Genomic DNA, 23,255 nt, shown 5'->3' on the forward strand with positions numbered 1-23,255 from the left:
GGTTCCATATGGATGCGATGCGCGCCGTGCTCGCGGTGACGGTCGCGTTTGGACATTTGTGGGGGCTGCTGGTCGAGGACTACCGGCCGACCGCGTCGCTGCTGGTGCGCGCGGGCTATTTTTTTGCCGGCTTTGCGCATTCGGCGGTGATCCTGTTCTTCGTGCTCAGCGGATACTGGATCGCGCGCAGCGTTTCGGCGCGGGCCGAGCGTGGCTGGCGCTGGGACGCGTATCTCATCGACCGGGTCGCGCGGCTGGGGATCGTGCTGGTCCCGGCGCTGCTGCTGGGCGGGCTGCTCGACTGGATCGGTTATCATGTGCTGGAACTGCCCACGTATTACGGGCTGACCGGTGCGTGGGTGTTCAGCCAGGACCTGTCGCAGTCGATGACGTGGGGCGCGCTGGTCGGCAATCTGATGTTTCTCCAGCATCTGATCGTCCCGCCCTTTGGCAGCAATGGGCCGTTGTGGAGCCTGGCGTTCGAATTCTGGTATTATCTGTGGTTTCCGGCGCTGTGGCTGGCGCTGCGCTATCGGCGACCGGGCATCGCGCTGGCGAGTTTGGGGATCGCGTTCGTCAATCCGGAGATTGCGCTCGGCTTCCTCAGCTGGCTGTGCGGCGCGGCGTTGCTTGGAGCGGAGCGGCGCTGGCCGGACCTGCGCCTGGCGCGCTGGACGCCGGTTGCGGCCGGACTGCTGTGCCTCGCCGCGTTGCTGTGGGGGCGCACGGGCGATTTCGGGGTCGAGGATCCGATCGAGGCCGCCAGCTTCGCGCTGTTCCTGTTCACCCTGCTGCGCAGCGACCCGCCGCGCCTCGCCGCACTGCACCCGCTGGCCAGCTATGGCGCGCAGGCGAGCTTCTCGCTCTACGCCATCCATTTCCCGCTGATGGCGCTGGCGGCGGGGTGGATCGTCGGGGACACGCGGCTGGCGCCCGGTGGGGAGGCGGCGCTGGCGGTGGTGGCGATCCTGGTGCTGGCGGTTGCCGTAGCGTGGCTGTTCGCGGCGCAGACCGAGGCGCGGACGGGCGCGCTGCGCGACTGGATCAGAAGTCGAGTCCAAGGCGGGCGAGCGGGTGACCCACCGCTCCGCTGACCAGCGCCGCCTGGACCACGGTAAACGGCCACAGCTTCGACACCGGCCCCATCACCCGGTCGCGCAGCCACGGTATCGCTGCGCCATCGGACTGATAGACCGGGGTCAGCAACCGGCTGAGCAGCTGATAGAGCTGAATCTGATCGCGGCGCAGGCGGATGGTTTCGGCGAGCGCTTCGGATAGCGTGCGCGCGCGGCGCAGGCCGAGGGCGAGGGCATAGGCGTCGAGCAGCGCCATGTTCGCGCCCTGCCCCAGTTGCGGGCTGGTCGAATGCCAGGAATCGCCGAGATGGATCAGGCCCGGCTCGACCGGATGGCGCAAGGTGCGATGCGCGTAGCTGGCGAAGGTCAGCTGGTCGGAATCGGTGATCTGGTCGAGCAGGGGCGCGGTGGCGGGCCATAATTCCAGCACCTGCTCTTTCCACCGTGGGAGACCCGCCGCGCGCCAGTTCGCGAGGCGATCGCCGCGCAGCGACCAGAACAAGGCGGCACGTGGACCCGTCGCGTGGCGCGGGGTTCCGATCGGCAGCACGCCGGCCATGACGCTGGCGCGGCGATAGCGCTGCTGCAGCGCATCGGGGATGAAGTCGCCCGCCCAGTCGAGATCGGCCCAGAGCGCGCCGAACGCCAGCGGGGGCGTCGCCGGGACGAGCGGGGAGCGGCTGCCCATTGCGTCGACGATCAGGTCGAAGCGCGCTGTCTGCGTACCATCGGCGAAGTGCAGCCGACTGTCCGCGCACGCCGCGATCGCCCGTCCGGCTTCGATTCCGATACCTTCCGCCAGCACGGCATCGTGGAGGATCGCGAACAGGGTCGCGCGGTGGACGCCGATGCCGACGCCGCTGCGCCTGAGTGCGGCGTAGCGCACGTCGAGAACACAGCGATCGCCGGCATGACCGATCAGCCGCGTGACCGGCGCGCCGCGCGCTAGCAATTCGGCCTCTAGCCCCAATGCGCGCAACACGGCCTGACCGGTCGGCTGGATCAGCAAGCCCGAGCCGAGCGGGCGGGGCGTGCCGAAGCGTTCGAACAAGGTGACGCGATGGCCGACGCGGTGGAGCAGCAAGGCGGCGGCAAGCCCGGCGGTGCCGCATCCTGCCACCGCGATGTCCAGCGGAGGCAGCCTAGTGCTCCACGGGCCGCGCGGGGCTGGCGCGGTCGGAGACCATGCGCTGGCCGTCGATCACGATCGGGCTGGCGACGCCGGGCAGGCCTTCTGGCGCGATCTGCATGCCGCGTGCGATCACCTGCGGGTCGGCGAACACCTCGTCCACGGTGTTGATCGGCCCGGCGGGGACACCTTGTGCCTCGAGCGCGTCGGACAGCGCCTGTTTGGTCCAGCCCGCCACCGCCGCCTGGATCGGCGCGATCAGGCGGGCGCGGTTGCGCACGCGTGCCGGGTTGGTCGCGAAATCGGGATCGTCGGCAAGGGTGAGGCCCAGCACGCTGCACAGCTTGCGGAACTGCGAATCATTGCCCACCGCGATGATCAGGTCGCCGTCGCTCGCCGTAAACGCCTGATAGGGGGCGAGGTTGGCATGGCCGTTGCCCATCCGGTGCGGCACCTTCGCCGGGTTGGCCATCCAGTTCAGCGCCTGATTGGCGAGCACCGCGACCTGGGTATCGAGCAGCGCCATGTCGATGTGCGCGCCCTTACCCGTCGCATCGCGCTGACGCAGCGCCGCGAGGATCGCGACGGCGGAATAGACTCCAGTAAAGATGTCGGCACAGGCGATCCCCGCCTTTTGCGGCGCGCCATCGGGCTCGCCGGTCAGCGACATGATGCCGCCCATCCCCTGGATGATGAAATCATAGCCGGCGCGGTGGGCATAAGGTCCGGTCTGGCCGAAGCCGGTGATGGAGCAGGTGATCAGGCGCGGGTACAGCGCGCTAAGGCTGGCATGATCGAGGCCGTATTTGACGAGCCCGCCGACCTTGTAATTTTCGATCACGACATCGGCGTCGGCGACCAGCGCGCGGACTTCAGCCTGACCTTCGGGCGTTGCGATGTCGATGAAGCGGGTGGTCTTCCCACGGTTCGCCGAATGGTAATAGGCGGCGTCGCGGCTCACGCCATCGGCGTCGTGCAAGAAGGGCGGACCCCAGTGGCGCGTGTCGTCGCCCGCGCCGGGGCGCTCGACCTTGATCACTTCGGCCCCCAGATCGGCGAGCAGTTGCCCGCACCATGGCCCGGCGAGGATGCGGGCGAGTTCGACCACCTTGACCCCGGCGAGCGGCTTCATGCGCGGCAAATCTCGTACACGACATTGTCGGGCAGGACCTGTCCACCGCCGCGATGGGTGCGGCCCGGAATCAGCCGCCCACCGATCTTCGCCATTGCACCGCGCGAGCGCAGATTGTTGCGCCCGACGATGAATACCACGCGGTGCACGAAGCGGTGGATATGGCCGAGCATCAGCCGCTTGATCTCACGGTTATAGGTGCCGCCCCAATGGCTCCGCGCGATGAAGGTCCAGCCGATCTCGATCTCGTCTTCCTCAGGGACCCAGCAGTCATAGCGGCTCGACCCGATCACCGCGCCGGTTGCCTTGTCGAGGATCGCGAGGCCGCCGCCGCAGGCGAGCGCGTCGTCGAAGAATTTGCGGAACACCGGTTCCTGCCAGCGGTCGTTGGCCGGGTGGAGTTCCCAGATCAACGGGTCGGAGGCGACGGCGAACAGGGCGTCCCAATCCGCAGCGACGAGCGGTCGGATGGTGACGAGTTCGCCGACAAGCGTCGGTTGCCGATCCGGCCCCATCAGAACGCGGCAATCCCGGTGATCGCGCGGCCGAGGATCAGGCCGTGGACGTCGTGAGTGCCCTCATAGGTGTTGACCGTTTCGAGGTTGATCGCATGGCGCATCACGTGGAACTCGGCGGAAATGCCGTTGCCGCCATGCATGTCGCGCGCGACGCGGGCGATATCGAGCGCCTTGCCGCAATTGTTGCGCTTGATGATGCTGATCGCTTCGGGCGACAGCGTGCCCTCGTCGAACATCCGCCCTGCGCGCAGTGCTGCCTGAAGGCCGAGTGCGATCTCGGTTTCCATGTTCGCCAGCTTCAGCTGCACCAGCTGGGTTGCGGCGAGCGGGCGGCCGAATTGATGGCGGTCGAGCGTGTACTGGCGGGCGGCCTGCATGCACGCTTCGGCCGCGCCCATCGTGCCCCAGGCGATGCCATAACGCGCGCGGTTTAGGCAGCCGAACGGGCCCTTGAGCCCCTGAACCTCGGGCAGCAGCGCGTCTTCGCCGACTTCGACCCCGTCCATCACGATCTCGCCGGTGATCGACGCGCGCAAGCTCAGCTTGCCCTCGATCTTGGGTGCCGAAAGCCCCTTCATCCCCTTTTCGAGGACGAAGCCCTTGATTCCGCCGCCATGTTCGTCGCTCTTGGCCCAGACCACGAAGACATCGGCGATCGGCGAATTGGTGATCCACATCTTCGCACCGGTCAGGCGGTAGCCGCCGTCGATCTTTTCGGCGCGGGTGCGCATGCCGGCCGGATCGCTGCCCGCATCGGGTTCGGTCAGGCCGAAACAGCCGACCCATTCGCCGCTGGCGAGCTTGGGCAGGTATTTGCGCTTCTGCTCCTCGGTGCCGTAAGCGTGGATCGGGTGCATCACGAGGCTCGACTGCACGCTCATCGCGCTGCGATAGCCCGAATCGACCGCCTCGACCTCGCGCGCGACCAGGCCATAGGCGACATAGCCAAGCCCCGCGCCGCCATAGGTTTCGGGGATGGTCGGGCCGAGCAGGCCGAGCTGGCCCATTTCCGACATGATTTCGCGGTCGAAATTTTCGTCGAGGAATGCGCGGGTGACCCGCGGGAGCAGCTGTTCCTGCGCATAGGCACGCGCCGCGTCGCGGACCATGCGTTCTTCATCGGTCAGCTGTGCGTCGAGCGCGAACGGATCCTGCCAGTCGAACCGGCCCATCTCGGCCATCTTACTCTCCCTGAATATCTTGTGCCGGCGCGGTCGGTGCTGCCGGGGTCGGGGTGCGCGCGCCGGAGACCGGCTCGGCCTTCCCCGCAATTGCCGCATTTTCGAGCGTGTCGAGCGCGCGCCGCGTCTCGATGTAGCGGCCCGCCGCCGCCATCCAGCTTTCGGCACCCTGCGCGCCGGGCAGGCGCGAGACTTCGGCCAATGCCGCCTCGACATGGCCCTGTCCCAGCAGGCGGCGCGCGCGGGCCAGCCGCTCGCGCGGATGCGGGCTGGGCGCGTCCTGTTTGCGGATGATGACGAGCGTCGATAGTTCGCGCTGGATCGCGTTCAGCCAGCCATCGTCGGGCTGCGAGGTCGACAGGCGCGGGGCGATCTGGTCGAACGCGACGCGCAGATCCTCCAGCGTGATGGGCTCGCCGGAGGCGGAAATGACGGCGGCGACGGCATCGGGTTCGGCCCCGCCCAGGCGGCGGCGCAACTCACCCTCGATCATTCCGAGACCCTGTCCGCGCTCCAGCGCGCGGCGCGCCCCGAACACCAGCATCATCGCCTCGGCCCGCCCGGCATAGCTTGCCGCTACCCGCGCATCGGCATCGGCGGCGCGCAACCGCGAATCGAGTGCCTCCAGCCGCGCGGCAAGCGCCTGTTCGCGTGCAGCGAGCGTAGCGACATCCATGCCCGGCGCGGTGACGGGCGCGGCGGAGATTGGGGGCTGGACGAGTGGGGCGGGCGCAGCCTCGGGCTGCCCCCACCAGTCGCTGGCGCGGAACACGACCGCCATCACCGCCAGGCCGGCAATGAATGCGATCAGCACCGCGCCAATCGTCATCAATGGATTGCCGCGCGCAGGGGCGGTGGGAACCGGAGCGTCGGGGGTCATGACCTGCTTATTCTCCCGATGCGCTCAGGGGTCAATCGCCAGCCGCTGTGCCGCGGCGATCAAAGCGGCATCGCTTGGCTTGGCGGCGACGGCGACGCTGTCCCAGCCGCGCCCGTCGGCGTCGGCGGCGCGCGCGCTGATCGCGGCGATACGGACGGAGGCGCGGGGGATCCGGTGCGTGTCGAGCTGTGCGGCGAGTTGGCGCGTCGCGCGCGCGGAATGGACCATCGCGACGGTCCCCGGCAGCTGCGCGGCCTGCTCCGGGGTCCAGCCGATTGCGTCATTGGCATAGACGGCGATGGTCATGCGCACCGCCGGGTGGTTCACGGCCATCCGGTCACGCCCCGCCAGCCACAACAGGCGCTGACTCCACGCCTGGCGTGCCAGCAATGCGGCGACGCCATGAGTGCCGCATTCGATGACGCACAGACCCGCCTGCGTCGCGGCGTCGGCGGTTTCGGGACCGACCGCCAGCACGGGGAGCCGGGCGATCCGCTCCAGCCCCGCCCCGGCGTGCCGCGCGGCGTTGGCGCTGGTCAGCAGCAGCGCGTCGAACGCGGCAGGATCGGGTGGGGTCCAGTCGAGCGGGGCGACCGCGAACAGCGGCAGCAGGATCGGGTCGAGGCCGGCGGCGCGAACGCGCTCAGCAGTGGCCGATCCGCCCGGTGCCGGGCGCAGGATTACAATCGGGCGGGTCAATGGCCGAACAGGCGGCGCAGCTGTGGCGAGGCGCCGGACAGCAGCGCGCGTGCGTGGTCCGCCGCCTCCTCCGCAGTCCCGGCTAGGCCGCTGCGGTCGATCCGGACATGCTCCGACCCATCCGCGCTCAGGATTTCGGCGCGCAGGCGCAGGCCGTCGGGCGCGACCGTCGCCAGTGCCGCGATCGGAGAGTGGCAGTCTCCGCTGATCGCGGCGAGCAAGGCGCGCTCGGCCCAGACACAGCGTTCGGTCAGCGCGTCGCCGATGGCCCCGACATGGATGCGGGTCGCCGAATCGTCGGCGCGCACCTCGATCCCGACCGCGCCCTGCGACGGGGCGGGGAGCAAGTGATCGGTGTCGATCGCCACGCCGATATCGCCATAGCCCAGCCGGTCGAGCCCGGCGGCGGCGAGCAGGGTGGCATCGGCCTCTCCCGCCGCAACCTTGGCGCGGCGCGTATCGACATTGCCGCGCAGGGGCACGATGGCCAGGTCGGGGCGCAGGCGGCGCAGCTGCGCGGCGCGGCGCGGCGAGCTGGTCCCGATCCGCGCACCGTGCGGCAGCGCGTCGAGCGACTCGGCCCCGATCAGCCGGTCGCGCACATCGGCGCGCGGCAGCATCGCGGCGACCGTGATCGTGTCCGGGCGGATCGTCTCGACATCCTTCATCGAGTGCACGGCAAGGTCGATCGTGCCGTCCAGCAGCGCGCGGTCGAGTTCCTTGGTCCACAGCGCCTTGCCGCCGATTTCAGCAAGCGGGCGATCCTGCACGCGGTCGCCGGTGGTGCGGATCGGCACGATTTCGACCGCCGCTGGACCCCAGCCATGCGCGGCGAGCAGCGCATCGCGCACCATATTGGCCTGAACAAGCGCGAGCGGCGAACCGCGGGTACCAAGACGGAGCAACATGCAGGCCGTCTAGCGAAGCGTTTCGCCGATGTCGAAGGGGTCAGGGAATCTCGAACAGCCCCGCCGCGCCCATGCCGCCGGCGGTGCACATCGACACCACGACCCAGCGCACGCCACGCTTGCGGCCTTCGATCAGCGCGTGACCGACCAGCCGCGCACCGGTCATGCCGAACGGGTGGCCGATCGCGATCGCGCCGCCATTGACGTTATACCGCTCGGGATCGATGCCGAGATGGTCGCGGCAATAAAGGCACTGGCTGGCAAACGCCTCGTTGAGTTCCCACAGGCCGATATCGTCGACCGACAGCCCGGCGCGGTCGAGCAATTTGGGGATCGCGAAGATGGGACCGATGCCCATCTCGTCGGGGCCGCAGCCTGCCGCCTGAAAGCCGCGATAGATGCCGAGGATCTCCCGGCCCTCCGCCTGTGCGGTGGCGCGGTCCATCACGATCTGCGCGGCAGCACCGTCGGACAGCTGGCTGGCATTGCCGGCGGTGATGTGTTGGCCCTGCTCGATGACCTGCCCGCCCTTCCACACGGTCTTGAGGCCAGCGAGTGCTTCGACGGTGGTGCCGGGGCGGATGCCTTCGTCCTGAGTCACGGTGACGGTCTCGGTGCCGGTGCGGGTGCCTTCGTTGTCGAACAGCGCCTTTTCGACCGTGATCGGCACAATCTCCTCGGCGAACGCGCCCTTTGCCAGCCCGGCCTCGGCGCGCTGCTGGCTCTGCGCGGCATAGGCATCCTGCGCCTCCCGGCTGATGCCATAGCGTTCGGCGACGATTTCGGCGGTTTCGATCATCGCCATATAGGCATGCGGTTCGTTGGCGAGCACCGACTGGTTGGCGAAGCGCGGCGCGTCCTTGTTCACGGTCAGGCTGATCGATTCCATGCCGCCGGACAGCGCGACATCGATATCGCCCGCGATGATCGAACGTGCCGCCAGCGCCAGTGCGGTAAGGCCGGAGCCGCATTTGCGGTCGAGCGTGAAGGCGGGGACGCTCTGTGGCAGCCCGGCGGCGAACACCGCCATGCGCCCGGCATTGGCCCCTTGCGTCCCCCATTGATTGCCGACGCCCCAGAAGATGTCGTCGATCCGCGCCGGGTCGATCCCGGCGCGTGTTACCGCCGCGTTCATCACATGGGCGGCGAGGACCGGTGCCTCGGTCGCGTTGAACGCGCCGCGATAGGCCTTGCCAATGGCCGTGCGGGCGGTGGAGACGATCGCGGCTTCGCGCATGGACATCCTCTCATTCGTATATCGGGTATGGTCACCCTTTATCGCGAGAGGCGGTCGGTTGGAAGAGTCAGTCGGTGAAACTCGGCGCGCGCTTCTGCATGTTCGCCATCACCGCCTCCATCTGGTTGGGCGAACGCAGCAGCTTGGCCTGCTCGGCGCTCTCCGCGGCCAAAATCGGCCCGGCGCTGGCGTCAGCGGACAGGTTGGCGAGCCGCTTGGCCGCGCGGATCGCGTCTGGATTGCGCGCGGCAACGGCGGCGGCAATATCCATCGCGGCGGCATAGGGCGCCTCGGAAAGATGGGTGACGAAGCCGAGCGCCGCCGCCTCCTGCGCATCGAACTCCCGCGCGGTGTAGGTCAGCTCGCGCAGCACATCGTCGCGCACCGTCGTCCGCCACAGCGCGAATCCGGCCATGTCGGGGACGATTCCCCACTTCATCTCCATGATCGAACAGCGCGTGCCCGGCGCCATGATGCGGATGTCCGCACCTGACATGATCTGGAACCCGCCACCGAACGCTATGCCATGGACGGCGGCGATGACCGGCACGGGCAGGGTACGCCAGCCCCAAGCAACCTGCTGGAACAGGTTTGCCTCGCCATGGCTGCGCGCATGGATGTCGAGGCCGGTGCCGCCGCCAGCCATGCTGGCCATGTCGAGCCCGGCGCAAAAGGCCTTCCCCTCGCCTGACAGCACCACCGCGCGCAGGCCGGGCGTGGCGGCGAGCTGGTCGATCGCGTCGGCGATTCCCGCGAACATCGCCGGGTCGAGCGCGTTCATCTTGTCGGGGCGCGCCAGCCGGACATCGGCGATGCCGTTGGCGATATGAATGGTCACGCGCTGTTCGGTCATGATCCTCTCCGCTCGATCTTGCTTTACGCGCACGTTAACTCGCCACGAGGCGATAGCCCAGCCCCTTGCGACCTTCGATCATCGCGGTGGGAAAGGGGCGGTCGAGCTTGGCGCGCAGGTTGGAGACATGCACCGCGACGACATTGGTGCCGGGATCGAAGCGCAGCTTCCACACCTGTTCAAGCAACTCACCGCGCGACACGAACTGCCCCGGCCGCTCGGCCAGGTAGCGCAGCAGCGCATATTCGCGCGGCACCAGCGCGATCATGGTGCCCGACCGGGTCGCGGTGCGCGCGACGGGATCGAGCGTCAGCGGGCCGACGATGACCGGGCTGGCGGCGTGACGGCGCACCCGGGCGTCGACGCGCGCCGCCAACTCTTCGGGATCGACCGGCACTGCGACGGCGTCGCATGCCCCGGCATCGAGCGCGGCGATCAGGGTGGCGCGGTTGATGGTCAGGGCAATGCGCGGCACCGATCCGCCGGCGAGGGCCTGGCCGGTTCGCCAGCGACATAGGATCGCCACGACATGCGGTGCCGGATCGCGCGCCGCCTCGCCGATCTCCAGCGCATAGCCGCGTGCGCGAATGGCCGCGTCAAGCCGCGGTATCTCGACTTCGGACAGAATCACCGGGCCCACCCGGCGGATTTGCGCAGTTTTGCGTCGGCCTGTCTGCCGCAGATGGGTCCAAAGCGGGGTGACCAGGCGCGGCGCGGGCGATCAGCTCCAGCGCCTGCGGGCAATCGGGACGCGCTGCTGCGAGCGCTGCAAGCGCGGTCGCCCGCATGCGCGGGTGCGGGTGGCGTCGCGCGAGATGGTCGATCAGGTCGAGCCCGTTGCCGCCGCCCAGATGCGCGGCGATCGTCGCCAGCCCTTCGGACGGTGCGGTGGTCAGCACCTCCGCAATCTCGCCGGTCGCAGGGTCGAAGCGATGCTGGTCGATCCAGCGATGCGAAGGATGGCTGCCAAGGATGTTGAGCGTGACCGAAAAGGCATCGGGTGGCAGCTGTGCGTGGACGTCACGGCACATGCGGTAGAGCATCAGCTGCCCCGGCGCGATCCGGCGCCGGCCGGTGAAGCGCATCGGTTCGTGCGGGGACGCGGGATCGCGCTCCCAATAATCGCTCCAATAACCGGGGCCGAGATAGCCATAGGTCAGGAACGGGAAATTATGGTCGTGCGCCATGCCATAGACGAAGGGCGCGGTGCCGCTCGCCTGGACGATCCCGTCACTGGCGGAGGGCCAGAAATTGGCACGCAGCACGAATCGGCCAGTGGGTGGGCGCAGCAGGAACACCTGCGCGCCATAGCTGTTGGCGGCGCTTTGCCCGGCGCAGCGCGTCTTGAGCTCGGCGATGGCGCGGTCGGCGAGGAAATCCCGGTTGCGCCCCAGCCGCGCGAGCAGCGGGCCGAGCGCGGCAAAGCTGTCTTCGTCATGCGGGTCGAAGGGGGTGGTCTCCAGCGCCTCGACCAGTTCGTCGAGGGTGATCGCGCCGCCGATGCCGGGGTCAATCATGCGAGTCATGCGGCGGCGATCCGGGCGTCGAGTCGGTCGAGCGTCTGTGTCGCGGCGGCGCGTACGCCTGCATCGGGATCCATGCCTGCCATTTCGGCCAGTCGGGGCCGCGCCGTGCGCGCATCGAGCATCAGCCATTCGCGCATCGCCGCCCAGCGCAGGTGAAAGGCGGGATCGCGGGTCATGGCGTCGAAGCTGTCAGCGGCATCGCTCCGCCCGCTGGCACGCAGCAGGGCGAGCAATAGTTCGGCGCGGGAGGCGCGGTCGTCGGCGGTCGCGCTGCGGACGGGCCTGCCATCGGCGATGGCGAATTCGTGGAGAAGCGGGTCGGCACCCGGCTTGGCGGTTGCGGTGACGGCGACGACATCGCGAGTTGCAGCGACGATCAGCCGACCCTCGCGCCGTCCGTCCAGTTCGATCAGGTCGCCATCGGCCAGCTGCAGGGGGGCGATCTCGACGCAGCGGCGCGGCCCCGCCTCTGCCAGCTGCCATCGGCGCAGCTGCGCCTGCCCGCCCCGGACATACAGCGTCAGCGCGCGCCGACCTGACAGCACGACTGTCGCTGGTGGATCGAGCCGGGCGAGTGATGCTGCCGAGGTCACGCTGGCGGTCAGCGTGACGCCGGGCAGGTCGGCGAGCACCACGGCGGTGCGCAGCGCGTCGCGGGTCATGCGCAGCGCCGGATCGAACCATGGATCGGCGCGCAGGGCGTCGACCAGCGGAGCGATCAGCCCGGCGACCCAATCGCTGTCCGCGAGCAGTAGGCGCGCCTGCTCCAAAACGGCATCCGCATCGCTGAGCCCGTCGAACCGGGCAGCGACGCGGTCGCGCACGGCGTCGGCAAAGGCGGCATTGGCGGCGGTCGAGTGTGCGCGCGCGTCCGGCACCGCCGGGGCGAAGCTGGTCAAGCCGCAGTGTCGTAAACGATGATGACGATCGCGACCATCATCTCGAAAATCTCGTCGCCGGCGATCTCCGAAGCGCGGATCGCGCCGTGCATTGCAACCTGGGTGCCCAGCGTGGCGATGTCGGACAGTGTGAGAGTCAGCATGGTCGTTCCCCCTTGTCGATGATGCGGACAGGCTAGGCGGGGACGTCGTGACGGCTGAGTTAATTCGACTTTATGTTGCGGCTGCCCCCGGCTTGCCGTGCGTCGCCATGCCCGCTAGCGCGACCGCCATGAGTGCGGTGCCGATCCCTTTTGACCCCCAACGCTTTTTCACCGCCCGGGTGGGCGGGCATGGCGATGCGCTGGGCATCCGGTACCGCGCGCATGGCCCCGACTGGTGCGAGCTGGCCTTGCCGTTCGATCCGAAGCTGATCGGCGATGTCGAGCGCGGGGTGCTGGCGTCGGGGCCGATCATCACCCTGCTCGACATGGCGACGAGCGTCGCGGTGTGGATGAAGCGCGGCGGGTTCCTGCCGCATGCAACACTCGACCTGCGCGTCGATTATCTGCGGCCGGCGGTGGCGGGGCGCGAGGTGATCGGGCGCGGTGAATGCTATCGCGTGACCCGCTCGGTCGGCTTTGTGCGCGGGGTGGCGCATGACGGCGACCCCGACGATCCGGTCGCGCATGTCGCGGGCACGTTCATGTTCATGGAGGGCGCGGCATGAGCTTTGCGCTGCCGCCCTATGCCGAATTGCTCGGCATCACGATTGAGCGCGGCGATGGCCCGCCGATCCTGGACATGCCGTTCGGCAGCGGGGTGCTGGGGCGCCCCGGATTCGTTCATGGCGGTGCGCTGTCCGGCCTGCTCGAAATGGCGGCGGTCGCGGCGCTGCGCCACGCACTGGCGGGGGAGGATCGCGCAGGCGCGCGGATCAAGCCGGTCAACGTCACGGTCGATTTCATGCGCGGCGGTCGCGAAAAGGTGACGCGCGCGCAGGGCAAGGTCAGCCGGCTGGGCAACCGCGTCGCCAATGTCGAGGCGTTCGCCTGGCAGGACGATCCGGACCGCCCGGTGGCGGCGGCCCGGATGAATTTCCTTATTTCCGCGTCAGTTTGAGCAGGCGCCCTTCAGATCCGCGCCCGCCATCCTCGAGCAGCCAGATTGCGCCGTCGGGGCCTTCCTCGACCTCACGGATGCGCGCGCCCATTGACCATTGGTCGCCCTTGGCGGCGCTGGTGCCGGTGACGTCGACGCGGACCAGCGCCTGGCTCGACAGGCCGCCGATGAACAGATCGCCCTTCCATTGCGGGAACATCTTGCCCGAATAGACGATCAGCCCGCCCGGTGAGATGGCCGGATTCCACGACACCTTGGGGGCCTCGAACTCGGGGCGGGTGCTGTGGTCGGGGATGGGCCGACCGTCATAATGGTCGCCGTCCGAGACGATCGGATAGCCATAATTGCGACCGGGCAGGACCAGATTGACCTCGTCGCCGCCCTTTGGCCCCATTTCCTGCTCCCACAGATTGCCGGCGCGGTCGAAGGCGATGCCGAGCAGGTTGCGGTGGCCATAGGACCAGACGGCGGGGTGGAACCCCTTGGCGGTCAGGCCGGGATCGCCGGCCGGCTTGCCGTCCAGCGTGAGGCGCAGCATCTTGCCGAGCGTGGACTTGGGGTCCTGGGCCGGGTCGAACTTCTGGCGCTCGCCATTGGCGAAGAACACATGCTTGCCGTCTGGGGCAAAGGCGATACGTCCCGAATAATGGCCACTGCCCTCGACATAGGGGCTGGCCTGGAACAGTCGCTCGACCTTGGTCAGCGAAGGGGCGGTGCCATCGGTCAGTACCGCGCGGGCGAGGACAACGCCCTTGCCGCCCTGTCCTGATTCAGAGAAGCTGAAATAGACTTGGCTGCTTTTGGCATAATCGGGCGCAAGCACGATGTCCTTGAGCGCGCCCTGTCCGGCGCTGTCGACCGCAGGTACGCCCGCCACTTCGGTCTTGGTCGTGCCGTCTGCGCTGACCAGAATCAGCTTGCCGACCTTTTCCGTCACCAGCATCCGCCCGTCGGGCAGGAAGGTCATCGACCATGGCGCGTCGAAATCGGCCACCGGCGTGACGGTGAAGGGCAGGCCGGTGGATGCGGTTGCCGCTTCCTGGCTGTTGCCGGGTTGCGCGCTGGTGCAGGCGATCAGGACGAACGGAACGGCGGCAATCGGTAACAGGCGCATCAAATCCTCCCAGAAGTTGTGCACGCAACGCGCGGAATGCGTGGATGTTGCACGCGAAACGGCGCGCGAAAAGGGGTCGAGAGATGCAGATTCGAACAGCTTGCCGTTTGCGCGCCATACGCCTATAGGGAAGCCGTTCTCGACATTGGAAACTTGGCGAGGTCGGTCCCAGCGGGTCCGGCGGCGACGGGGTGTTTCCGGTGTATTTGGAGTTTTTAGCGTTGGCCGATCTGGCAGTCCTGACCGCAATTATCGAGCCCGAGGCGCGTGCGCTCGGCTTCGACCTGGTGCGCGTCAAGCTGTTCGGCGGCGAGGGCGACCGCACGCTGCAGGTGATGGCCGAGCGGCCCGACACGCGCCAGCTCAACATCGACGATTGCGCCGATCTGTCGCGCCGCATTTCCGATCGGCTCGATGAGCTCGAAGAGGCCGGCCGCGATCCGATCCCTGAGGCGTATCGGCTGGAAGTCAGCTCGCCCGGCATCGACCGGCCGCTGACCCGGCTCAAGGATTTCGCGGATTGGCAGGGGCATGAGGCCCGCATCACGCTCGCGGAAAAGATCGACGGGCGCAAACAGTTCAAGGGCGACCTTGCCGGCCTGGAGGGCGACGTGATCGCGATCACCGACGGGCACGGATTCACCCACCATATCGCCTTTGCGACCATCGAGGACGCGAAGCTCGTGATTACCAACCGGCTGATCGCCGCAACCAAACCGCTCTCTGCCGAGGGCGCCGACGAATTCGAAGCAGAGGAACAGGACTGATGGCCACCGCCATTTCCGCCAACAAGGCCGAGCTGATCGCCATCGCCAATTCGGTGGCGAGCGAGAAGATGATCGACAAGGCGATCGTCATCGAGGCGATGGAAGACGCGATCGAGCGTGCCGCCAAGAACCGCTATGGCGCCGAGAATGACATTCGCGCGAAGCTCGATCCCGTCACCGGCGACCTGCGCCTGTGGCGCGTGGTCGAGGTGGTCGAGGCGGTCGACGACTATTTCAAGCAGGTCGACCTGAAGGGCGCGCAGAAGATCCAGAAGGACGCCAAGGTCGGCGACTTCATCGTCGATCCGCTGCCCCCGATCGAATTCGGCCGCATTCAGGCGCAGGCGTCCAAGCAGATCATCTTCCAGAAGGTCCGCGACGCCGAGCGCGAGCGCCAGTACGAAGAATTCAAGGACCGCCAGGGTGAGATCATCACCGGCGTCGTCAAGCGCGTCGAGTTCGGCCATGTCGTGGTCGATCTGGGTCGCGCCGAGGGCGTGATCCGCCGCGACGCACAGATCCCGCGCGAAGTCGTCCGCGTCGGCGACCGCGTGCGCAGCCTGATCCTGAAGGTCGTGCGCGAAACGCGCGGGCCGCAGATTTTCCTCAGCCGCGCGCATCCCGACTTCATGAAGAAGCTGTTCGCGCAGGAAGTGCCCGAAATCTATGACGGGATCATCGAGATCAAGGCCGCCGCCCGCGACCCGGGTTCGCGCGCCAAGATCGGCGTGATCAGCCATGACAGCAGCATCGACCCGGTCGGCGCGTGCGTCGGCATGAAGGGCAGCCGCGTGCAGGCCGTCGTGCAGGAAATGCAGGGCGAGAAGATCGACATCATCCCCTGGTCGCCGGATACGGCCACCTTCGTCGTCAACGCGCTGCAGCCGGCCAATGTCGCGCGCGTCGTCATCGACGAAGAGGATGACCGCATCGAAGTCGTCGTTCCCGACGATCAGCTGAGCCTCGCGATCGGTCGTCGCGGCCAGAATGTCCGCCTCGCCAGCCAGCTGACCGGCAAGGCGATCGACATCCTGACGGAGACCGATTCGAGCGAGAAGCGCCAGCAGGAATTCGTCGCCAACAGCGAGATGTTCCAGAACGAGCTCGACGTCGACGAGACGCTCGCCCAGCTGCTGGTCGCCGAAGGCTTCAGCCAGCTCGAGGAAGTCGCCTATGTCGAGATCGACGAGCTGGCGAGCATCGAAGGGTTCGACGACGATCTGGCGAGCGAGCTGCAGAGCCGCGCCGCCGAGGCGCTGGAGCGGCGCGAGGAAGCGAACCGCGAAGCCCGCCGCGCGCTGGGCGTCGAGGACGATCTGGCGACCATGCCGTATCTGACCGAAGCGATGCTGGTTACGCTGGGCAAGGCCGGGATCAAGACGCTCGACGACCTCGCCGATCTTGCCACCGACGAGCTGGTCGCCAAGAAGCGCGCCGAACCGCGTCGCCGCGGCGATGGCCCGGCAGCGCCGGTGCGCGAGCAGGACAAGGGCGGCGTGCTCGGCGAGTACGGTCTGACCGACGAGCAGGGCAACGAGATCATCATGGCCGCCCGTGCCCATTGGTTCGAAGACGAGCCGGTTGCGGCGGACGCAGAAGAGACGGCTTCGGCCGGTGGGGAGGACGCTGTTGCGGACTCCGAACAATGAGCGCCCGGTTGAACTGACGGACGGTCAGCGTGCGGATGGGGGTCCCATCCGCACCTGTATCCTCTCGCGCGAGGGACAGCCTCGCGACGGGCTGATCCGGCTTGCCGTTTCGCCCGACGGCGATGTGCTGCCCGATGTCCGCGCCAAGGCGCCGGGCCGCGGGGCATGGATCGGCGTCGATCGCGCGACGCTGGAGGCGAGTGGCAAGCAGCTGCGCGGCGCGCTGTCGCGGGCGTTCAAGACGAGCGACCTCAATATTCCCGACGACCTCGGCGCGCGCATCGTCGCACAGCTCGAGCGGGCGTTCCTCGATCGGCTCGGGCTGGAGGCCAAGGCCGGCTATGTCGTCATCGGCGGCGAGCGGATCGAGAAGGCCGGGCGGATGGGCAAGCTGCACCTGCTGCTGCATGCCGCCGATGCCGGGTCCGACGGCTCGCGCAAACTCGACCAGGCGCTGCGCGTTGGCACCGACCGGGAGGGGTCGGGCGACACGGGGTTCACATTGCCGTTCCCCCGCACCATATTGTCCTTGGCGCTTGGCCGCGAAAATGTGGTACATGCAGGCCTGACCGACCCACGAGCGGCGGGGCGGGTGCGCGACGCACTCGACCGTCTGCTCCATTTTATCGGACCCGACCCGGCCCCATAGCCTTGCGAAACCCGCTCGCAAGGCGCATCGGGCCTTGCGGCGATCCGAACGAACGACGAAGAAAAGCAGGAAAAGACACTTGAGCGATACCGAAAACGACAAGCCGAAACTCGGAATGCGCCAGCCGTTGGGGCTGAAGCGCACGGTCGAGACCGGCAAGGTGAAGCAGAGCTTCAGCCACGGACGCTCGAACACCGTCGTGGTCGAAGTGAAGCGCCGCCGCATGCTCGGCCCGCAGAGCGGGGCCGCGACCGAAGACGCTGCACCGCCGCCCGCACCGGTTGCTGCGCCGCCTCCGCCGCCGGCTCCCGCGCCGCGTCCGGCCGCTCCGGCGGGCGAGACCGCGCAGGAGCGTCAGGCCCGCATGCTGCGTGAAGCCGACGAACAGCGCATGCAGGCGCTCGAGGAAGCGCGCCGTCGCGAGGAGCGCGAGCGCGCCGAGGCTGCGGAAGCGGAGCAGCGCCGCATCGAGGAAAAGGCGCGCGCCGAGGCGGAAGCCGCCGCCGCGCCGAAGGTCGAGGCAAAGCCCGAGCCGGTCGCCGAGGCCAAGCCGGAGCCTGTGGCACCTGCTCCTGCGCCTGCGCCTGCGCCTGCAGCGCCCGAGCCGATCGCGCTTCAGCTCGACCCTACCCGTCCGGCTCCGCGCCGTTTCACCCCGGTGCAGCGTCCTGAAATTCCGCGTCCCGCGCCGGCCAAGCCCGAACCGGCTGCACCCGCCGCCGCCGCGCCCGCCGCCACTCCAGCGAGCACCGGCGGTGCCGCTGCGGCGCCGCGCTCGACCAATCTCGGCCCGAACCGCGCCCCGGCCCGCGCGCCGGAGCCGCAGCGTCCGCAGCAGCGCGATCGCAAGGGCGACGAGCGTCGCGGCGGCAAGCTGACCGTCAACCGTGCACTGGGTGGCGACGATGGTGCGCGTGCGCGCAGCCTCGCCGCGCTGAAGCGTGCGCGCGACAAGGAACGCCGCCACACCGGCCCGCGTGAGCCGCAGGCCAAGCAGATCCGTGACGTCAAGGTGCCGGAAACGATCACCGTTGCCGAACTCGCCAACCGCATGGCCGAAAAGGGTGCGGATCTGGTGAAGGCGCTGTTCAAGATGGGCATGCCCGTCACCCTGACCCAGACCATCGATCAGGATACCGCCGAACTGCTGGTGACCGAATTCGGCCACAACATCGTCCGTGTCAGCGACAGCGATATCGATCTGGTGCTCGACACCGACGCCGATGTCGAGGATGCGCTCAAGCCGCGTCCGCCGGTGGTGACGATCATGGGCCATGTCGACCATGGCAAGACCAGCCTGCTCGACGCGCTGCGCGGCACCGATGTGGTGCGTGGCGAGGCTGGCGGCATCACCCAGCATATCGGTGCGTATCAGGTCACGCTGAAGGACAAGTCCAAGGTCACCTTCCTCGACACGCCCGGTCACGAGGCATTTTCGGAGATGCGCGCACGCGGTGCGAACGTCACCGACATCGTCGTGCTGGTGGTCGCTGCCGATGACGGGCTGATGCCCCAGACGATCGAGGCGATCAACCATACCAAGGCGGCGGGCGTCCCGATGATCGTCGCGATCAACAAGATCGACAAGCCGGAAGCCAATGCCCAACGCGTGCGCGAGCGCCTGCTCGAGCATGACATCCAAGTCGAAGCGATGGGCGGCGACACTCAGGATGTCGAGGTTTCGGCAAAGGAGAAGACCGGCCTCGACGATCTGATCGAGAAGATCCAGCTTCAGGCCGAACTGATGGAATTGAAGGCCAATCCCGACCGCGCTGCCGAGGGCAATGTGGTCGAGGCGAAGCTCGACAAGGGGCGCGGCCCGGTCGCGACGATCCTCGTCACGCGCGGCACGCTCAAGGTCGGCGACGTGTTCGTGGTGGGCGCGGAAAGCGGCAAGGTCCGTGCGCTGATCGACGACAAGGGGCGGCAGATGAAGGAAGCCGGTCCGTCGATGCCGGTCGAGATTCTCGGCCTGTCGGGCGTGCCGATGGCCGGCGACCTGCTCCAGGTGGTCGAGAACGAAGCGCGCGCCCGTGAGGTCGCCGCCTATCGCGCCAGCGTGATCCAGCAGAAGCGTACGACCAACGCCCCGGCCAGCCTTGAGAGCATGTTCAGCGCGCTCAAGGAAAAGCAGGCGATGGAATACCCGCTGGTGGTCAAGGCGGATACCCAGGGCACGGTCGAGGCGATCGTCGCGGCGATCAACAAGATCAGCACCGACGACATCAAGGCGCGCGTGCTGCATGCCGGCGTTGGCGGTATCACCGAAAGCGACGTGAACGCAGCCGCAGCCTCGGGCGCGCCGATTATCGGCTTCAACGTTCGCCCGAACGCCAAGGCGCGCGAGATCGCCGATCGTCACAAGGTCGCGTTCAAATATTATGACGTGATCTACGAACTCACCGACGAGATCCGCGCCGGCATGGCCGGGCAGCTGGGTCCGGAAGCGTTCGAGACCGTGGTCGGCCGTGCCGAAATCCGCGAGGTGTTCTCGGCGGGCAAGCATGGCAAGGCCGCCGGTCTGCTGGTGGTCGATGGTGCGATCCGCAAGGCACTCAAGGCCCGCATCACGCGCGACGACGTCATCATCTACCAGGGCGAGATCGCATCGCTGCGCCGCTTCAAGGACGATGTTGCCGAAGTCCGCGCGGGCCTGGAATGCGGTGTGACGTTCAGCCAGAACTTCACCGACATCAAGCCGGGCGACTATCTCGAAACCTTCGAGGTCGAGCTGCGCGAACGGACGCTGTGATTTAGTTCGTCGCTTGCGCGACGAGGGCGGCGCCGGCCCGCTCCCCCACCCGGCCACCCATATGATACTGCCGTTGGGTGGCCGGGTGGGGGAGCGGGCCGGCGCCGCCACAAGCGACCGAAGGGAGCGCCAGACCTATGCGCCACAACGAAACCCCCGAAACCCGCTCCGTCCGCCTGCTGCGCGTGGGCGAGCAGGTGCGCCATATCCTGTCCGACATCCTCGCGCGCGGGGAGGTTCATGATGACCTGTTGTCCAAACACATGGTCAGCGTCACCGAAGTGCGCATGTCGCCCGACCTGCGCCACGCCACCGTCTTCGTGAAACCGCTGCTCGGCAAGGACGAGGAAGCGGTGATCAAGGCGCTGCGCACCAACACCGCGTTTCTCCAGCGCGAGGTCGCGGCGCGGGTGAAGCTCAAATATGCCGCGAAACTCAAATTCCTGGCGGACGAGAGCTTCGACGAGGGCAGCCATATCGAACGGCTGCTGCGTGATCCCAAGGTCGCGCAGGATCTGGGCGAAGGTGCCGACGACGAAAGCTGATCGCGTTTTACCACGGTGGCGTTAGGGTCGCGCGATGGCCAAGCTCTATTTCTACTACGCCTCGATGAATGCGGGGAAATCGACCACGCTGCTGCAGGCCGATTTCAACTATCGCGAGCGCGGCATGCGGACCTTGTTGTTCACCGCCGCGCTTGATGACCGCGCGGGGACGGGGCGGATCGCGTCGCGGATCGGGCTGGACATGCCGGCAACCGGCTTTGCCGCCGACACCGATCTGCGCCTGCATGTCGAGCGTGAGATGGATCATGGGCCGGTGCATTGCGTGCTGGTCGACGAGGCGCAGTTTCTGAGCGCGGCGCAGGTCGATCAGCTTGCCGCCGTCGCCGATGTGCTGGGGATTCCGGTGCTGGCCTATGGCTTGCGCACCGATTTTCGGGGGAGCCTGTTCCCTGGATCGGCCCGGCTGCTGGCGCTTGCCGACGCGCTGGTCGAAATCAAGTCGGTGTGCCGCTGCGGGCGCAAGGCGACGATGAACCTGCGCGTCGATGGTGCGGGGCGCGCGGTGGCCGATGGCGCGCAGACCGAGATTGGCGGGAATGACCGCTATGTTGCGCTGTGTCGGCGGCATTTCACCGAGGCGCTGGCGGGGGCGGAATGAGCGCCGTCCGTCCCGTTACGCGACTGCCGATGCGCACGAATCGGTAGAGTCCGGCACGGCCTTCCGCCACGGTGTGCGCCGGGGGGAAGGATGCAGCCGATTGTCGAATCGCTGGCGGTGTGGGCGATACCCGCGATTGCGGCGGTGCTGCTGCATGATGCCGCTCAGCGGATCGTGGCCAGCTGGCTGCCGGCTGAGCCCGACGCACCCCCGCCGGCACCCAGTCGCCTGCCGCGTTTCCTGCGCGCGGTCGATCCGGTTGGCACGGTCATCGTGCCGATCGCGCTGGCGCTGGCGGGCGCGCCGGTGCTCGGTTGGCCGCGTTATCGTCCCTTCGCGCTGGGCGAGGATGCGCTGGCGCGGCGGCGGCGGTTGCTGAGCGCGCTTGCCGGCCCGATGGCGAGCTTTGCCGCAGCACTGACCGGCGCGATGGCGTTGGGCGCGCTGGTCGCCGCATCGGGCGGTACAATGCCCGAACATGGGGTCGCGTGGCTGGTCACGACCAACCTGTTCAACTTCATCCTCGCCAATGCCTGCATGACCAGCTTTCACCTGCTGCCGGTCCCGCCGTTCGACTTGGGGCGGGCGCTCAGCGCGCTGCTTCCGGTCCCGCTGCGCCAGAAGCTGCGTCGGGCCGGGCGGTTGGTGGTGCTGGCGGTGATTGCCACCGTCGTGGCGATTCCGCTGCTCGACCCGCATGCCCGGATCGGCGAGTGGATCGCCGCACCGATGATCAACGCAATCACGCGATTCGTGCTGGGACTTGTGAACCTCACGGTCTAGGCGCGTTCACCATGCATGGCTGGATCATTCTCGACAAGCCGCTGGGGCTGGGCTCGACCCAGGGGGTGAGCGCGGTCAAGCGCGCACTGCGTGACTGTGGTTATGGGCCAAAGCTGCGCGACCTGCCCAAGGTCGGGCATGGCGGCACGCTCGACCCGCTGGCGACCGGCGTGCTGCCGATCGCGGTGGGGGAGGCGACCAAGCTCGCCGGGCGGATGCTCGACAGCGACAAGGTCTATGACTTCACCATCCGGTTCGGGGTCGAGACCGACACGCTCGACCTTGAAGGGAAGGCGATCGCGGAATCGGAAGTGCGTCCGACGCGCCCGGAGATCGCGGCGATCCTGCCGCGCTTCACCGGGCCGATCGATCAGGTTCCGCCCGCCTATTCGGCGCTCAAGGTCGATGGCGAGCGCGCCTATGACCTGGCGCGCAAGGGCGAGGCGGTGACGCTGGCGACCCGCGCGGTGACGATCCATGCGCTGACGCTGGGCGAGACCGACGGCGAATCGGCGACGCTGACGGCACATGTGTCGAAGGGCACCTATATCCGGAGCCTGGCGCGCGATATCGCGCTGGCGCTTGGCAGCGTGGGCCATGTCACGATGCTGCGGCGGGTAAAGGCGGGGCCATTCTCCCTCGAATCCGCGATATCGCTGGACAAACTGGCGCAATCCGCTAAGGGCCGCACCCTTGAACACTGCCTCCTGCCGCTGAGGGCGGGGCTGGACGACATCCCGGCTCTACTCCTCGAACCCGGTCAGGCAGGGGCGCTCCGTCAGGGGAAGGTGCTGACCGGGATTGCCGCGAATGATGGCCAATATTTTGCGCTGGACGGCGAAACGCCGGTCGCGCTGGTCGAGGTTTCGGACGGAAACGTCCGCGTCGTGCGCGGCTTCAACCTGTAGAATGATGTCGAAGGAAGACGAAATTCATGACGATCACGACCGAGCGCAAGGCTGAACTGACCAAGGAACATGGCCGCAACGAAGGCGACACGGGCAGCCCCGAAGTCCAGATTGCGATCCTGACCGAGCGCATCGTCAACCTGACCGAGCATTTCAAGGGCCATGCGAAGGACAACCATTCGCGTCGCGGCCTGCTGATGATGGTCAACAAGCGCCGCAGCCTCCTCGACTACCTCCGCAAGACGGACGGGGATCGCTACACCGCCCTCATCGCGAAGCTCGGGCTTCGCAAGTAACCGGAAAGGCGGCCTTCGGGTCGCCTTTTTGCCA

At 67.9% G+C, this 23,255-nt stretch carries 26 protein-coding genes; 12 read left to right on the forward strand and 14 right to left on the reverse strand.

Annotation, left to right across the window (positions count from 1 at the left end; all coding sequences use genetic code 11):
• The first annotated feature begins 8 nt into the window (after positions 1 to 8).
• Positions 9 to 1,094 carry an acyltransferase family protein gene (locus tag ACRYLO_RS15730; RefSeq protein WP_482661025.1) on the forward strand — a complete coding sequence of 362 codons (1,086 nt, stop codon included), beginning with the start codon at positions 9 to 11 and terminating at the stop codon, positions 1,092 to 1,094.
• On the opposite strand, the gene ACRYLO_RS15735 is transcribed toward ACRYLO_RS15730, so the two are convergent.
• The 13 genes from ACRYLO_RS15735 to ACRYLO_RS15795 all read right to left on the reverse strand — a co-directional run bounded on the left by ACRYLO_RS15735 (position 1,045) and on the right by ACRYLO_RS15795 (position 12,181).
• A complete protein-coding gene (locus ACRYLO_RS15735) occupies positions 1,045 to 2,196 on the reverse strand; it encodes an FAD-dependent oxidoreductase (RefSeq protein ID WP_482661026.1) in 1,152 nt (383 codons plus the stop codon). The two genes, ACRYLO_RS15730 and ACRYLO_RS15735, sit on opposite strands and share 50 nt — an antisense overlap.
• Positions 2,197 to 2,218: 22 nt before the next feature.
• Positions 2,219 to 3,337 (reverse strand): CaiB/BaiF CoA transferase family protein, encoded by a 1,119-nt coding sequence (locus ACRYLO_RS15740; protein ID WP_482661027.1) that lies wholly within the window; start codon positions 3,335 to 3,337, stop codon positions 2,219 to 2,221.
• The gene (locus tag ACRYLO_RS15745; RefSeq protein WP_482661028.1) at positions 3,334 to 3,852 is read right to left on the reverse strand and encodes a GNAT family N-acetyltransferase; all 519 of its coding nucleotides are present in this window, start codon (positions 3,850 to 3,852) and stop codon (positions 3,334 to 3,336) included. The genes ACRYLO_RS15740 and ACRYLO_RS15745 overlap by 4 nt, the downstream gene beginning before the upstream one ends.
• Positions 3,852 to 5,036 (reverse strand): acyl-CoA dehydrogenase, encoded by a 1,185-nt coding sequence (locus tag ACRYLO_RS15750; RefSeq protein ID WP_482661029.1) that lies wholly within the window; start codon positions 5,034 to 5,036, stop codon positions 3,852 to 3,854. The genes ACRYLO_RS15745 and ACRYLO_RS15750 overlap by 1 nt, the downstream gene beginning before the upstream one ends.
• Before the next feature lies 1 nt (position 5,037).
• Positions 5,038 to 5,916: a hypothetical protein gene (locus tag ACRYLO_RS15755; protein WP_482661030.1), complete on the reverse strand. Its 879-nt coding sequence runs from the start codon at positions 5,914 to 5,916 to the stop codon at positions 5,038 to 5,040.
• A gap of 24 nt (positions 5,917 to 5,940) precedes the next feature.
• Positions 5,941 to 6,615 carry a uroporphyrinogen-III synthase gene (locus ACRYLO_RS15760; protein ID WP_482661031.1) on the reverse strand — a complete coding sequence of 225 codons (675 nt, stop codon included), beginning with the start codon at positions 6,613 to 6,615 and terminating at the stop codon, positions 5,941 to 5,943.
• Positions 6,612 to 7,523 carry a hydroxymethylbilane synthase gene (gene hemC, locus ACRYLO_RS15765; RefSeq protein WP_482661032.1) on the reverse strand — a complete coding sequence of 304 codons (912 nt, stop codon included), beginning with the start codon at positions 7,521 to 7,523 and terminating at the stop codon, positions 6,612 to 6,614. Before hemC ends, ACRYLO_RS15760 begins: the two co-directional genes overlap by 4 nt.
• A gap of 40 nt (positions 7,524 to 7,563) precedes the next feature.
• Positions 7,564 to 8,760, reverse strand: coding sequence for an acetyl-CoA C-acyltransferase (locus ACRYLO_RS15770; RefSeq protein WP_482661033.1), 1,197 nt, complete (start codon positions 8,758 to 8,760; stop codon positions 7,564 to 7,566).
• A 67-nt stretch (positions 8,761 to 8,827) separates the two neighbouring features.
• Positions 8,828 to 9,613, reverse strand: a complete 786-nt coding sequence (locus ACRYLO_RS15775) for a crotonase/enoyl-CoA hydratase family protein (protein ID WP_482661034.1) — start codon at positions 9,611 to 9,613, stop codon at positions 8,828 to 8,830.
• Positions 9,614 to 9,647: 34 nt separating this feature from the next.
• Positions 9,648 to 10,244, reverse strand: coding sequence for a winged helix-turn-helix domain-containing protein (locus tag ACRYLO_RS15780; protein ID WP_482661035.1), 597 nt, complete (start codon positions 10,242 to 10,244; stop codon positions 9,648 to 9,650).
• A complete protein-coding gene (locus ACRYLO_RS15785) occupies positions 10,210 to 11,139 on the reverse strand; it encodes a transposase (RefSeq protein WP_482661036.1) in 930 nt (309 codons plus the stop codon). Before ACRYLO_RS15785 ends, ACRYLO_RS15780 begins: the two co-directional genes overlap by 35 nt.
• Complete coding sequence (locus tag ACRYLO_RS15790; protein WP_482661037.1) at positions 11,136 to 12,038, reverse strand: hypothetical protein; 903 nt, start codon at positions 12,036 to 12,038, stop codon at positions 11,136 to 11,138. Before ACRYLO_RS15790 ends, ACRYLO_RS15785 begins: the two co-directional genes overlap by 4 nt.
• Positions 12,035 to 12,181, reverse strand: coding sequence for a hypothetical protein (locus tag ACRYLO_RS15795; protein ID WP_482661038.1), 147 nt, complete (start codon positions 12,179 to 12,181; stop codon positions 12,035 to 12,037). The genes ACRYLO_RS15790 and ACRYLO_RS15795 overlap by 4 nt, the downstream gene beginning before the upstream one ends.
• A 128-nt stretch (positions 12,182 to 12,309) precedes the next feature.
• On the opposite strand from ACRYLO_RS15795, the gene ACRYLO_RS15800 reads away from it, so the two are divergent.
• Together ACRYLO_RS15800 and ACRYLO_RS15805 are read left to right on the forward strand one after the other, a co-directional pair.
• Positions 12,310 to 12,747 (forward strand): PaaI family thioesterase, encoded by a 438-nt coding sequence (locus ACRYLO_RS15800; RefSeq protein ID WP_482661039.1) that lies wholly within the window; start codon positions 12,310 to 12,312, stop codon positions 12,745 to 12,747.
• Positions 12,744 to 13,139: a PaaI family thioesterase gene (locus tag ACRYLO_RS15805; RefSeq protein WP_482661040.1), complete on the forward strand. Its 396-nt coding sequence runs from the start codon at positions 12,744 to 12,746 to the stop codon at positions 13,137 to 13,139. The genes ACRYLO_RS15800 and ACRYLO_RS15805 overlap by 4 nt, the downstream gene beginning before the upstream one ends.
• On the opposite strand, the gene ACRYLO_RS15810 is transcribed toward ACRYLO_RS15805, so the two are convergent.
• On the reverse strand, positions 13,120 to 14,253 hold the full coding sequence (locus ACRYLO_RS15810) for a PQQ-dependent sugar dehydrogenase (protein WP_482661041.1): 1,134 nt from the start codon (positions 14,251 to 14,253) through the stop codon (positions 13,120 to 13,122). The genes ACRYLO_RS15805 and ACRYLO_RS15810 overlap by 20 nt on opposite strands.
• 221 nt (positions 14,254 to 14,474) lie before the next feature.
• On the opposite strand from ACRYLO_RS15810, the gene rimP reads away from it, so the two are divergent.
• The 9 genes from rimP (at position 14,475) to rpsO (ending at position 23,221) form a co-directional block, all read left to right on the forward strand.
• Positions 14,475 to 15,020, forward strand: a complete 546-nt coding sequence (rimP, locus tag ACRYLO_RS15815) for a ribosome maturation protein RimP (RefSeq protein WP_482661042.1) — start codon at positions 14,475 to 14,477, stop codon at positions 15,018 to 15,020.
• Positions 15,020 to 16,669 carry a transcription termination factor NusA gene (gene nusA, locus ACRYLO_RS15820; protein WP_482661043.1) on the forward strand — a complete coding sequence of 550 codons (1,650 nt, stop codon included), beginning with the start codon at positions 15,020 to 15,022 and terminating at the stop codon, positions 16,667 to 16,669. The genes rimP and nusA overlap by 1 nt, the downstream gene beginning before the upstream one ends.
• Positions 16,650 to 17,318: a DUF448 domain-containing protein gene (locus ACRYLO_RS15825; protein WP_482661044.1), complete on the forward strand. Its 669-nt coding sequence runs from the start codon at positions 16,650 to 16,652 to the stop codon at positions 17,316 to 17,318. Before nusA ends, ACRYLO_RS15825 begins: the two co-directional genes overlap by 20 nt.
• A 79-nt stretch (positions 17,319 to 17,397) precedes the next feature.
• Positions 17,398 to 20,070 carry a translation initiation factor IF-2 gene (gene infB / locus ACRYLO_RS15830; RefSeq protein WP_482661045.1) on the forward strand — a complete coding sequence of 891 codons (2,673 nt, stop codon included), beginning with the start codon at positions 17,398 to 17,400 and terminating at the stop codon, positions 20,068 to 20,070.
• A gap of 137 nt (positions 20,071 to 20,207) precedes the next feature.
• Complete coding sequence (gene rbfA, locus ACRYLO_RS15835; protein WP_482661046.1) at positions 20,208 to 20,615, forward strand: 30S ribosome-binding factor RbfA; 408 nt, start codon at positions 20,208 to 20,210, stop codon at positions 20,613 to 20,615.
• A 34-nt stretch (positions 20,616 to 20,649) separates the two neighbouring features.
• Positions 20,650 to 21,234, forward strand: a complete 585-nt coding sequence (locus ACRYLO_RS15840; RefSeq protein ID WP_482661047.1) for a thymidine kinase — start codon at positions 20,650 to 20,652, stop codon at positions 21,232 to 21,234.
• Positions 21,235 to 21,324: 90 nt separating this feature from the next.
• On the forward strand, positions 21,325 to 22,017 hold the full coding sequence (locus ACRYLO_RS15845; RefSeq protein WP_482661048.1) for a zinc metalloprotease: 693 nt from the start codon (positions 21,325 to 21,327) through the stop codon (positions 22,015 to 22,017).
• Between the two features lie 11 nt (positions 22,018 to 22,028).
• Positions 22,029 to 22,925, forward strand: a complete 897-nt coding sequence (truB, locus tag ACRYLO_RS15850) for a tRNA pseudouridine(55) synthase TruB (protein WP_482661049.1) — start codon at positions 22,029 to 22,031, stop codon at positions 22,923 to 22,925.
• 26 nt (positions 22,926 to 22,951) lie between these two features.
• On the forward strand, positions 22,952 to 23,221 hold the full coding sequence (gene rpsO / locus ACRYLO_RS15855; RefSeq protein WP_066664838.1) for a 30S ribosomal protein S15: 270 nt from the start codon (positions 22,952 to 22,954) through the stop codon (positions 23,219 to 23,221).
• Positions 23,222 to 23,255: the final 34 nt, after the last annotated feature.

The sequence above is a fragment of the Sphingomonas sp. SDUR79 genome, assembly GCF_056821745.1.

What these genes read in the sequence shown, in the direction of transcription:
- ACRYLO_RS15800 (WP_482661039.1), top strand. Translation starts at nt 12,310, where the DNA reads ATGAGTGCGGTGCCGATCCCTTTTGACCCCCAACGCTTTTTCACCGCC.
- ACRYLO_RS15810 (WP_482661041.1), bottom strand. Translation starts at nt 14,253, where the DNA reads ATGCGCCTGTTACCGATTGCCGCCGTTCCGTTCGTCCTGATCGCCTGC.
- ACRYLO_RS15740 (WP_482661027.1), bottom strand. Translation starts at nt 3,337, where the DNA reads ATGAAGCCGCTCGCCGGGGTCAAGGTGGTCGAACTCGCCCGCATCCTC.
- ACRYLO_RS15840 (WP_482661047.1), top strand. Translation starts at nt 20,650, where the DNA reads ATGGCCAAGCTCTATTTCTACTACGCCTCGATGAATGCGGGGAAATCG.
- ACRYLO_RS15795 (WP_482661038.1), bottom strand. Translation starts at nt 12,181, where the DNA reads ATGCTGACTCTCACACTGTCCGACATCGCCACGCTGGGCACCCAGGTT.
- ACRYLO_RS15785 (WP_482661036.1), bottom strand. Translation starts at nt 11,139, where the DNA reads ATGACTCGCATGATTGACCCCGGCATCGGCGGCGCGATCACCCTCGAC.
- ACRYLO_RS15805 (WP_482661040.1), top strand. Translation starts at nt 12,744, where the DNA reads ATGAGCTTTGCGCTGCCGCCCTATGCCGAATTGCTCGGCATCACGATT.
- ACRYLO_RS15745 (WP_482661028.1), bottom strand. Translation starts at nt 3,852, where the DNA reads ATGGGGCCGGATCGGCAACCGACGCTTGTCGGCGAACTCGTCACCATC.
- ACRYLO_RS15770 (WP_482661033.1), bottom strand. Translation starts at nt 8,760, where the DNA reads ATGCGCGAAGCCGCGATCGTCTCCACCGCCCGCACGGCCATTGGCAAG.
- ACRYLO_RS15755 (WP_482661030.1), bottom strand. Translation starts at nt 5,916, where the DNA reads ATGACCCCCGACGCTCCGGTTCCCACCGCCCCTGCGCGCGGCAATCCA.
- truB (WP_482661049.1), top strand. Translation starts at nt 22,029, where the DNA reads ATGCATGGCTGGATCATTCTCGACAAGCCGCTGGGGCTGGGCTCGACC.
- rpsO (WP_066664838.1), top strand. Translation starts at nt 22,952, where the DNA reads ATGACGATCACGACCGAGCGCAAGGCTGAACTGACCAAGGAACATGGC.
- hemC (WP_482661032.1), bottom strand. Translation starts at nt 7,523, where the DNA reads ATGTTGCTCCGTCTTGGTACCCGCGGTTCGCCGCTCGCGCTTGTTCAG.
- nusA (WP_482661043.1), top strand. Translation starts at nt 15,020, where the DNA reads ATGGCCACCGCCATTTCCGCCAACAAGGCCGAGCTGATCGCCATCGCC.
- ACRYLO_RS15750 (WP_482661029.1), bottom strand. Translation starts at nt 5,036, where the DNA reads ATGGCCGAGATGGGCCGGTTCGACTGGCAGGATCCGTTCGCGCTCGAC.
- ACRYLO_RS15845 (WP_482661048.1), top strand. Translation starts at nt 21,325, where the DNA reads ATGCAGCCGATTGTCGAATCGCTGGCGGTGTGGGCGATACCCGCGATT.
- ACRYLO_RS15730 (WP_482661025.1), top strand. Translation starts at nt 9, where the DNA reads ATGGATGCGATGCGCGCCGTGCTCGCGGTGACGGTCGCGTTTGGACAT.
- ACRYLO_RS15775 (WP_482661034.1), bottom strand. Translation starts at nt 9,613, where the DNA reads ATGACCGAACAGCGCGTGACCATTCATATCGCCAACGGCATCGCCGAT.
- rbfA (WP_482661046.1), top strand. Translation starts at nt 20,208, where the DNA reads ATGCGCCACAACGAAACCCCCGAAACCCGCTCCGTCCGCCTGCTGCGC.